Annotated in this window: 5 protein-coding genes and 1 pseudogene; 3 read left to right on the top strand and 3 right to left on the bottom strand. The window is 67.0% G+C overall.

The features are described from left to right. Positions 1-181 precede the first annotated feature (181 nt). From ACZ7RU_RS36600 to ACZ7RU_RS36590, 3 genes are all read left to right on the top strand, one after another. A complete protein-coding gene (locus tag ACZ7RU_RS36600) occupies positions 182-2,593 on the top strand; it encodes a hypothetical protein (protein ID WP_470345330.1) in 2,412 nt (803 codons plus the stop codon). Positions 2,594-3,147: 554 nt separating this feature from the next. Continuing rightward, positions 3,148-3,990, top strand: coding sequence for a hypothetical protein (locus tag ACZ7RU_RS36595; RefSeq protein ID WP_470345329.1), 843 nt, complete (start codon positions 3,148-3,150; stop codon positions 3,988-3,990). Positions 3,991-4,089: 99 nt separating this feature from the next. Then, positions 4,090-7,599, top strand: a complete 3,510-nt coding sequence (locus tag ACZ7RU_RS36590) for a hypothetical protein (protein ID WP_470345328.1) — start codon at positions 4,090-4,092, stop codon at positions 7,597-7,599. 478 nt (positions 7,600-8,077) lie between these two features. Here ACZ7RU_RS36590 and ACZ7RU_RS36585 read toward each other — a convergent pair whose 3' ends face one another. The 3 genes and pseudogenes from ACZ7RU_RS36585 to istA form a co-directional block, all read right to left on the bottom strand. Beyond that, a complete protein-coding gene (locus ACZ7RU_RS36585) occupies positions 8,078-8,377 on the bottom strand; it encodes a DUF6193 family natural product biosynthesis protein (protein ID WP_470345331.1) in 300 nt (99 codons plus the stop codon). Positions 8,378-8,486: 109 nt separating this feature from the next. Beyond that, complete coding sequence (istB, locus tag ACZ7RU_RS36580) at positions 8,487-9,251, bottom strand: IS21-like element helper ATPase IstB (RefSeq protein ID WP_470345327.1); 765 nt, start codon at positions 9,249-9,251, stop codon at positions 8,487-8,489. Further along, positions 9,248-10,843 (bottom strand): annotated as a pseudogene (gene istA, locus ACZ7RU_RS36575) (IS21 family transposase). Before istA ends, istB begins: the two are co-directional and overlap by 4 nt. Positions 10,844-10,878 lie beyond the last annotated feature (35 nt).

Raw genomic sequence — 10,878 nt, 5'->3', positions numbered from 1 at the left:
AGCTACCTCGCCGGCCTCCACCTCCGCGCCTCGATGATCTGGATCGACGACCTCCTGCGGACGACCGACTGATCACAACCTCACACAGGCCCTAGTGCTCCGAGCGGTCGATGAACTGCGTGACCGCTCCGTACAGGTATTGGCGGCCTCCCTTCCGGCGATGGCCCCGTACGCAGGCGGGTTGGCGGAACTCGTCGCAGCGGCACTGGGCCAGGACGGCAGCGCACCGGGGAAGCCGACCTGTTCGGGGATCCTTGTCCTGGACGGATCCGAGGCCGCCCAGGAAGGCTTCGACGACCTGACCACCGAGGCCGTCGATGCAGCACTCAGTACCGGCTTGCTTCCGGTGCTGGTCAGCCGTGATGACGCCGCGGAGATGCCGCGTGATCTGGTAGCGCGCGCAGGCCACCGAGGAGTGGCGGAGACCAGTGTTCCGCCCCTGGACGACCGGGAGGTCGACGACATCCTCCGCGCGGCACCACACCTCGCCCAGATGGCGGACGACGACCGGTCCCGCTGGCTGCTCCGCAGACTCAAGATCATCGATCTGCTGTTGCGCTCCACTGGGCGTTGCAGCGCGCTACCGGTTCGGTTGAGGAGCGAGGCCGATGTCTACCGGCACGTCTGGTTTGCATTCGTCCTCAACAACGGCCTCCAACTCTCCACCAGCCTGGAGGCCGGGGCACGTGGCCGAACCCTGGCCACGCTGGCCGAAGCCCGGCTCACGGGGAGGCGGCCGCCCGAGGTGCCCGGCCCGGCCCTGATCTCGTTGCGGTCGGACGGCATCCTGGCGCCGCTCGACGAGGTGTCGACGGTCTCGGGCGAGGAACACGCCTTCTCTCACGACCTGCTGCGGGACTTCGCCACGACCCGGCGCCTACTGCTGGACGACGGCTTCCTGCTCCTGGAGGGCACCGGCCCGCGATGGGCTGTCCATGCCGCCCGGATCTACTGCCAGGAGAGGCTCTGGCCCGATCCCGACGCGCCCGGCGGATTCCTTTCCCGTTGGAACCGGACGCGTCAACAGTTCGCACGTCTCGCCGAGAGGCACGGGGCGCGCTGGGAGGACGTCCTCTGGGAAGCGGTCCTGTCCGCCGACTGGTGTTCCGACGCCCTCTTCGCCTTGACCGAGGAGCTCCTCCGGGAGCCCAGCCTGCTGAACAGCCTGCTGCGTTGCACCCTGCAGCGCTTCGGCAACGGCAGGTCCTGCGATCCGCTGGTCGCAGGACCCGTGGTCGAATGGATAGCTCGGCATACGAGCGTCCTCTCCCGCCCTCGCGCCGATCCGAGCGACGAGGTCGTGCTGGTATGGCTGCGCGGCCTGTTCCTGCAGGAGGCACTTGGGACCGACACGGCGAAGCATCGACCGGTGCGGGCCCTGCTGCGCGATGCCATGCTCCGAGACGTACCGGAGTTTCCCTCGGACGCCTACATCGAGGCACTCGCGCTGCTCAGTACCGAGCGCGCCGGAGCCGCGGCCGCCCAGTTGCGAAAGCTCGCAGGCTCGCGCCCCGCCAACCTCATGCCGGCTGTGGACCGTGCTGAGGCCGGCGGCTGCCTGGCCATGACTGATCCCGATCTACTCGTTGAACTAGCCTCGGCCTACTACCTTCCGCACCCCGATCGACCGGACCGGTTCCTCGGGAACCGCCGGAGGCCGTGGATGGGGAAGCACGAGTTCCTCGACGGCCTCGCCCGCAGCCAAGCCAACTGGGCACGTGGTCCGTTCTTCTGGTTACTCCAGGCTGCCCCCTCGCACGGGCTGCGTCTGATCGAGGCCATTGCCACTGGCACTGTGGAGGCGCAAAGCACGACGAGCGGCGAGCTTGGTCTGACCGCCGATTTCCTGAACACCGGTCTACGCCACTACGCGGGTACCCCCAGGTCCTGGGCCTGGTACCGGGGCGCACTTAACGGTCACCAGCCTTGTATGAGTGCGCTGATGGCGTTGGAACGCTGGCTGAAACGGGAGGTCGCCCGCGGTTTCGTTACGGTTCGCGCTGCCGCCCAGCTGGTCTTGGCTCGGGTGGGCACGCTGTCCGGCCTTGGTCTTGCCTATGGTCTGCTGCTGCGACATCTGAACATGGTCACCGACGAGTTGGATGAGTTCCTTGCTCTTCCCCAGGTTTGGGAACTCGAGATCGGCCGGATCACCAGCGACAGTCTGTTTCCGGGTGGCAACGACCTCCCTGGTGACGAGTGGCTTAAGTGTCGACCGGTCGAGGTGGCGATGGCTCTCGTCATCGATGCCGCACGAACGGACAATGGGAGAGCAGTTGCGCGGCTGAGAACGGTGTCCGACCGCCTGCGCTCGGCCGCACCGGACGGCGTTTACGGGTTGACCGTCAAGTTGTGGGCCGATCACCTCGACCTGGAGCGCTTCAGGCAGGTGCGGGACGGCGATCAGGTGGCGATCGAGGTCCAGCCGTCGGAGGTGGTCGCAGCAGCGTTGGAACGCCACCGTGCAGAGGCCGACCGCGCCTCGCAGCAGTACGCATTGGTCAACCGCTATGCGTTCCACCGATCGGTGCCGTATCGCGTGAGCGAGCCTGTCGTTGACGATCTCGCCAGGCTCGCCCCGATCTCCGGATAGCACGTGAGCTCCACGGAAGGCCGGCCGACGAAGCGGGGTGGGCGTCCGACGGACGGTACGCGGTAGCGGCCGCGGCCGTACATGCCGCAGCAGCCGGCAGAGCGCTAGACGAAGAGGACCTGCAGTGGTCGGTCGACCTGCTGGCCTCGGCGGTCCACGAGCCCGTCGACATCTCCTACGGTCCGGATGCCACTCAGCCCTGGGCCGGCAACCGTCTGGCCGCCCTCGCTCTGCCGCGTCTGCTCGCACCCCTGGCCGACGCTTCCGGACCACCATCCGTTGATACCGAGCGCGTGGCCGGCGCCGTGGTGCACAGCACTGCCCATCCGATGCACGAGGTGCGCGAGTACGCCGTCGAAGGGTTGCGGCCGCTCTGGTCCATCAGGTGCTCAGCGGCTCAACGCCGGTGCCATCACGGCCTTGCTTGGCGCGCGGTGGAGTCCTGCGCCCGCCAGTCGCTGGAGCCCGGGGCCGCCAGTCCACCCCCGCCCATGACGGGCGACACGTCCTCGGCCTCCCTCGCTGCCACTCTGGTCTCTCGCAAGGGGAAGGACATGGACCCGGCGGTGCTGCGGCCCGCGGTCTCAGCAGTGCTAGAGGCCGGTCGGACCCCGCACTGCTGCCGGGCCCTGGCCCACGAATTGCGTGAACCCCTGTTGGACGCCTACGCCCGCGCAGCGCAGGTGTGGGGTTCGGAGCCGCACACCGAACAGGGAGCGGGGCTGGGAGCCTCCCTCCTGCGCGCCGCCGACGCCGAGCCGGCCGTACTGATCCGGTTCGCCGACCAGCTGGTCGTCTCACCCTCGGCGTTCAGCCATCTGTTGCGGGCCCTGAAGACTGCCGCCACCTACGAGAGCGACCTCGTGCGGCCGCTCGCCGCCGGCTGGCCGTATCTCATGGAGCTGGTACTCACCCAGCCCCTGCCGACCGCAGTGGACCAGGAGGACGAAGACGCCGACAGGTTCGCACGATACGACCACAGGACGATGCGATCGGAGATCATCCCAAACCCGGTGGTATCCATGATGGACCGGGACGTCGATGGCACTCTGCGGGAGGCCCGACGCCGGTGGATCCCCCTCGCCCCTGTAGCGGACTTGGTCGAGGACTGGACAGCTCAGGTCGACAAGGACTGGTCGGCCCTCGACAACCTCATCGGTTTCCTCAAGGCACAGCCCGTTCATGAACAGGTCGATCCCGGTCTGCGCTGGGTCCGGCAGCTGTCCGTCGACCGCCTCGGGGCGGTCGACTCCTCGGGGTATCTCCTCGTCGATTGGTTGATAGGCCTGCATCCCGAGGTGACGCCCACGGCCCGGAGCCACTTCCAAGCTATGGTGGACGGGCTCGCCCTGGCCCGCCACCCGAGTGCCACCGCACTGCAACGGCTGGACGAATGAGCCCGAGCGTACGCGGTCACCGGCTCCGACCCGTCGGCTTGCCAGCTCAGTCGTGCGTCCGTACGAGTCCATTCGGACCGATAAGGGGAGAGAAGAGGGATGGACGACAACAGCGCGGCGAGCGTGGACCCCGGGTCGTCCGGAGACGACGAGCGAGCCCCCGTTCAACAGAACACGGCCGACAACGGCAGCACTGTCTACGCCGTTGTGAACGGCAACCAGAGCATCTACCACGTCCTCCCGGATGCTCCCTCGTCTGATCCGTGGCTCACGGCGCAGGAGGCGTTCGAAGATCCGCACGCCGCCGCCTACTTCTCCCACCGCTGGAACCTGGTCGGCCGTACGGAACTCGTGGAGGAACTGGTCTCCTTCAGCACTACCACCGACGAAGCCAACGGGCGTGTGGGCGTCCTGCTGGGGGCGGCCGGCGCGGGGAAGAGCCGCGTCCTGCACGCTCTCGCCGCGGACTTCGCCCTCCGCACCGGGGGCGTTGTCCGGGTTCTGTCGGCGTATCCGGCCGTGAACGATCAGGTCTCAGCACGATTGCCCGAAGACTCCAGCCTCCTTGTCATCATCGAGGACGGGCACCAGCGCCCCGACAACCTAGCGGATGTCCTCCGCGACCTCTACCGTCAACGACCCCGAGCCAAGATCATCATCTCCACCAGGCCCTCCGGCACAGCTACCCTCAGAACAGCGTTCAGGCAGCTCCGGATGGACGACTCCCTGATTCCGACCTGGGAACTCGGCGAGCTCACGACCCGGGAGGCCAGCAGCCTCGCGGCACAGGCGCTGAGCAGTGAGACTCAACACCTGGCCCGGTGGCTCGCCACAGCTGTGGGTGACTCGCCGTTCCTTCTTGTCTTCAGCGCCGTACAGATCGGGCGAGGCCGACTCAATCCCGAGCAATTGGAGCAGGACGTCGAACTGCGCCGGCAAGTGACGGAGGCGTTCATCACGGAGGCTCTGGGCAGCTCCGCCACCCACGACGAGGACCGGTCCCTGCTGCACCTCGTCGCAGCTCTGCAACCCGTACGCATCGACGTACCCCCCTTCCTGAGCACCATGGCACGCCTGCTCGGTGTCTCGGCGGCAATCGTTCGGACCCGGCTGGCCCGTCTGGTGGACATGGGGCTCCTGGCCCGTCGTGGTAACTCTCACCGAGTCCTGCCCGACCTGCTGGGCGATGTCCTACTGGCCGAGGCCGCGCTTGATCCCAGGAACGGGCGGTCCAACGGCTTTCTAGAAGACGTCCTGGCCAACACCGACGGCGAGCCGCTGACCAACCTCCTGGTCAACACCGGGCGGGTGGACTGGCAGTGGAGGGATCTCCGGCCCAACGGCCCGTCCCCTGTCGAACCCCTCTGGCGCATCCTCAAGCAGGAGTACGTGGCTGGGAGCACCGAGACACGCCAGCAGCTGCTGACCGTCGTACGCAAGGTAGCCCCGTACCAGCCAAGGCGCGTCCTCGACCTCCTACGCACAACCGTCGAGGCGGACCGCTCAGGCCTTGTGCCGCTGCTGGACGACATCCCTCCGGTGCTGGCGGCCGCCGCACACGACCCCGACCACCTCGGCGAGTCGCTCGACCTGCTGTGGGAGGTCGGACAGCACGACACTCGGCCGATTCACTCGGCCCCGCATTCAGCGCTACGCCTCCTCAGCGACCTCGCCTCGTACACCCCTGACAAGCCGCTGTTCTATCAGGAGGCCGTCGTCGATGCCGTTGGCCGCTGGGCGCACTCCGGGCCGGTGGACGCCTCCTCCCGTATGCCCTTTGCCCTGCTGGACCGGATCTTCGAAACTGTCGCGGAGCGCCATGAGACCGAGGGGTGGACGCTCGTCATCTCGCGTCTTCCCCTAGCAGCCGACCGTGTAGCCTCCGTACGCGCCCGCGCCTACCAAGTGCTCCTCGACGCCTATGGTTCCTCGGACCCGGTGCGGGCCGGCATCGCGGCACGTAACCTCGCGGAAGCCTTCCGGGACCAACGTGGGCCGTTCGAGGCCCAGGTGGTGCCGGCTCTGGAGAAGTTGGCCGTACGGACCCGGGAGATCGGACCAGGACCGCTGGTGTCGCTCGCCGTACAACGGTCGGTGCTGTGGCACCTGCTGTACGGCACCCCATCGGCCTCGACCGCAGCGCGTCGAGTCTCGGACTCTCTGCCGGATTCGTTGCCGCACCGGATCGCCGTGCTGATGCACAGTGACTGCCACGAGTGGCAACTGGTGCATGATGACTACGACTTCGGCGTTTCGGAGCACGCCTGGCAGATCCGCATCGCCGAGGCTGCCGAGGAAGCCACTTCACTCTGGGACGACAGAACCACCTGGAGTGTGCTGTGCGACCTCCTGGAGACGGGGACGCAGGTATTCGCCGAATATCCACCAGACTGCCGGCCACTGATCGGCTGCTTCGCGGCAGGACGGCCTGGGCTCTCCACTGCAATCATCCGCGGAGCACTGGAACGCGGCGACACCACCGTCGACCTCGTCTTGGCCCCGGCGCTGAAGGCCCTCTGGGACAGCGATCCATCGGCAGCCGAGCAACTCTTAACGGAACTGGAGGACACCAACCGCGCCTCCGTACTCCGATCCGTCCTCCAGACGAGCCTGACCCGGCTTGCTGCAGGCGACACACTGCACACGTCGGAGGGCACGGCATCCTGCCGACTGGCCGGACACCATGACGTCTCCGTTCGCGTCGCGGTCCTCCGTCTGGCGGTCCGGATGGTCCGAAACCCGTCGACGCGACCGGAGGGAATCGCACTCCTCTGCTCCGTCCCCTTCTCGGCGTCGCACTCAGAGGCGCGGGAGTTCGCATGGGCGTTCATCGGCCCCGACGCTCTCTCGTGGTCCGACCTGACCCCGAATCAACGAGCGGGCTGCCTCATCGAGCTGACCGGAGCGCCGACACTAGACGACTACCGGGTCCAGTCAGCCACCGCAGCCCTGTCCGAGGTATACGAGGACGAAGCGCTCGACATGCTCATCGCGCGGTTGGAATCGTGGGAGTCTGACCCCACACCTGCTTACGCCCCTCTCCCTTTCTCTTGGAGCGCCCCCCTCCCATTCAAGAACAGCTCACGCCACACAGAGCTGCTGGAAAGACTGGTTCACTGGTTCGAACAGAAACGGGAAAACCCCTGGCGTCGAGAACTGTTCGGCATCAAGCTGTTCAGGATCGTGGCGGGCGGCACATACAACCGCGAAGTGCTCGATGTCCTCCTGAAGGTCTTCAGATCGGGCGACGCAGCACGGATACAGGCGATCGCTCCACTGCTGGGCGGAGCCCACCGTGAACTCCTCTGGGACGAGCCAGACTTCGTGGCCGACGTCTTGCAGACGGCCGCCCGGCACTCGAACGAGCTGTACCGCCAGGTCGGTGGCCGCCTGATGAACGCCGTCATGTCCGGTATGAAGTCGACTTCACCCGGCGAGCCGTTTCCCCAGGACGTCGAGGTCCGCGAAAAGGCAGCTGAAATCCGCGCAACGCTGACCGCCGGCTCACCGGAAGACCGCTTCTACTCGGCACTCGAAGAGAGCGCCGATGCGGAGATCGAGAGAGCGATTCGGGAGGACTTGGACCTCGACAACCGCCGCGACTGGTAGAAGGCTTCGACTCCGTCGCAGCACCTCGGTCAGGTCGAGGTCATCGCGCTTCCTAACTGTCCCGGTCACACCCGGCGTGCGCCGTCAACACCAGCGAGATGCATACGTGGCGCTACTCGCCGCCGCCAACGGCTCCTTCTCACAGACAGCCCCCGAGGCCTGTCTCGCAGAGGCTCGCCCCCAAGTTCTGAGCTCCGCTGAAGTCTTGTAGGAACAGCTGAGTCCCGAACGACAGGACGAGTTCGTGTGCGTACCGTCCCCTTCTCCCCAGTCCCCCGTGTCCACCTCAGTGCAGGGTCCGCCGCTTCATCAGCGGCAAAGTATGGCTCCCCTATCGCAAGGGCGCCTCGGTGTACCTGCTGCCGGACTCCTCCCTGGTGCCGAATGGCCCCTCATTCACGCGTTTCTCCGTCGCCTGTCGACGATCACGTAATTCCCCAGGCCCGCAGTCACGTAATTCCCCAGGCTCTGACCTGACTCACTCGTCCAAGATCGCACTGTCTGTCGGCAGATGCACCACCACAAGAGCGGCGGCTTCCATGGGTGTCGCTGCTTCACCGAGGAGGGTGCTGTAGCCGGACGTGTAGACCTTGTAGGGCGGTCCGCCGCAGACGATGAACGGTAGGTCGTCGTGGTGCCCATCCCATGGAGGGGCGGATCGCAGGAACTTCAATGTGCCGCGGCTCGGCCACGGGTAGAAGCCGCGGAGTTTCGGGTGGGCGTGCGCGGCTTCGACGACCAACGGATCCCCTTGCCGGGTTCCGGGAGTGCGTTCCAGCAGCGCCAGGCAGTCGGGATGTCGGGAGCTTCAGGCATAGGCCGATCCTCCAAGATCGCGGGGCCGCGAACAAGTGGCATTGCCGCAGCCCCGTGCTGCCAGACAGGCTCTATCCGGTCGGCGGCCGGTCAGCCGGGTTCTTGGGTCGCTTGTTGGGCCGGTAGCTGGGGCCGTTCATGATGACCTGATGGCTGGTGTTGATCAGCCGGTCCACGAGCGATTCGGCGACGACGGGGTTCGGGAATAGCGGATACCAGTCGCTGGGAGCCCTGTTGCTGGTGATGATCAGGGACCTGCCCTGCCGCTCGCTGACCAGCTCGTAGAGGTCGTCGGCCTGGGCCGCGGACAGCTGGCGCATCGCGAAGTCGTCGAGGATGAGCACGTCCGGGCGGATCAGCTCGCGCATCCGCTTGTCCCAAGTGCGGTCCGCGTGGCCACCGGCCAGATCGGCCAGGATCCGGCTGGTCTTGGCGAAGCGGACGTTCGCCCCCTGACGGACGGCCAGGTGCCCGAGAGCCTGGGCGACGTGTGTCTTCCCGACGCCGACCGGCCCGAACAGAATTACGGACTCGCCGGCGTGGAGCCAGCGCAGGGCCGCCAGGTCGCGGATCTGGGCCGCGGGCAGCTTCGGGGAGGCGGTGAAGTCGAACTCCTCCAAGGTGACCTGCTGCTCGAACCTCGCTTTCTGCAGGCGCCGTTGGAAGGCGACGGTCTCGCGGCGGGTGATCTCGTCCTGACACAGGACCTGGAGGAAGTCCAGGTGCCCGAGCTCGCCGCCGTGGGCCTGGGCCAGACGGGCATCGAGGGTTTCCAGCATCCCGGACAAGCGAAGCGCCTTGAGCGACTCGCGCAGGGCGGTGTCCATCACGCTCATCGTGCGGCCTCCTCAGCATCGTCGCGACCCTGGTCACCGCGGAGTTCATCCTGGGTCTGGGTGGGGATAGCGGAGGCGAACAACTGCTGGGGGCCGTGGAGGAAGGCCGCGGCCCCGGCGTCGCCGGTCTCCGGCTCGGGGTCGGTCTCGGTGCCGGCGATCAGGATGCCCTTGATGGTGCGGTAGGACGGGTCGCCGACCGTGATGGCCTTGGTGCAGGCGGCCTCCAGCCGCTGGTCGCCGTACTTCTTCCGCAGACCGAGGATCCCCTGGGCGGCGCGGAGCCGGTAGAGCGCGTTGACCTCCCGCAGCTGGTCGATCACCTCGCGGCAGGCGTCCCCGACCTCAACCGCCTGGGTGCGGCACCAGATCGGCGTCTTCATCTGGAAGGCGATCTTCTCTGGCGGGTAGTCGCCTCTGTCGGTGCGTTTTCCCTGGTCAAGGGCGGCGTGGGTCTTGACCAGCTCGCCGTCGTGGAACACCTGGACCATGGTGGCGGTCGAGCGGACGTCGACGCGTCGGCCGATCAGCTTCCAGGGCATCGAGTAGAGGGTGCGGCCGACCTTGATGTGGATGTCCGGGCCGACCATGGCGGTGGACCAGCGGGCGAGCACGAACGGTGCGTCCGGCAGCGGCAGCAGGGCCTCGGCCTCCACGGCCTCGCACACTGCCAGCGGACTGGCCCCGCCGAGCGGTCGGCACTGCCGCCGCCCGGCCACGTTCAGGGCCCATGTGACGGCTTCGGCCTGCATGTGCTCGATCGAGGTGAACTGGCGCCCGCTCCAGAACGAGTCGCGGATGTAGGGCATCGGCCGTTCGACCCGCGGCTTGTCCTTGGGATGCGAGGCTCTCGCCGGATCGACCAACGCGCCGTATCAGGTGGCGAGTTCGGCATACGCCTTGTTGATCTTAGGGTCGTAGAGGTCGGGCTTGTCGACGCCCGTCCGCAGGTTGTCCGGCACCAGCCGGCGCGGGGCGCCTCCGAAGTAGCGGAAGGCCTCGACGTGGGCCTCGGTCCAGGCGTGCTGGTCCATGTGGACCACCGGGCGGACGAACATGTGCCGCGAGCAGGGCAGGACCATCACGAACGCCCAGATCCGATGCCGTTTGCCGGTTGACGTGTTGATCCACTGGCCCAGGAAGCCGTAGTCGATCTGGGCCTCCGAGCCCGGCTCGACGTCGTCCCGCAGCACGGTGACCTTCGACCTGACCGCCTCGTCCGGCAGGTTCGCGTGTACCCAGCGCCGGAACGACGAGATCGACGCCTTCAACTTTCCCTTGTCACGCAGGCGTTGGTGGATCGTGCTGATCGTGGATGTGCCCAGCAGACCCTTGATGTAGTCGCGGTGCTGGTCGATCTCGGGCCAGGTGATCTGGTTCAGCCGCCGGCTGGCGAGGTTTGGGAACCAGTTCTTGATCAGATTTGCCCAGTCCGCCTCGCTCATCGGCGGCCCGCCCGGGGTGATTCCGGCGGCCTCCGCCGGCCCCAGGTACTTCCTGATCGTCTTTCGATCCAGCCCCAGCGACGCGGCAACTTGGCTCTTCGAGCGGCCGGCGTACCAGTGAACGTAGATCTCGATGACGTCGACCACGGTGAACGTTCTCCTTGCCATCCGGTGCGTCCGTT

This window comes from Kitasatospora sp. NPDC114501, assembly GCF_055633695.1.
The sequence above is the reverse complement of the archived record's forward strand: the minus strand, read 5'-3'. Positions and strand labels throughout refer to the sequence as shown.

Coding starts and splice junctions, on each gene's coding strand:
- ACZ7RU_RS36595 (WP_470345329.1), top strand. CDS start 3,148: ATGGACCCGGCGGTGCTGCGGCCCGCGGTCTCAGCAGTGCTAGAGGCC.
- ACZ7RU_RS36590 (WP_470345328.1), top strand. CDS start 4,090: ATGGACGACAACAGCGCGGCGAGCGTGGACCCCGGGTCGTCCGGAGAC.
- istB (WP_470345327.1), bottom strand. CDS start 9,251: ATGAGCGTGATGGACACCGCCCTGCGCGAGTCGCTCAAGGCGCTTCGC.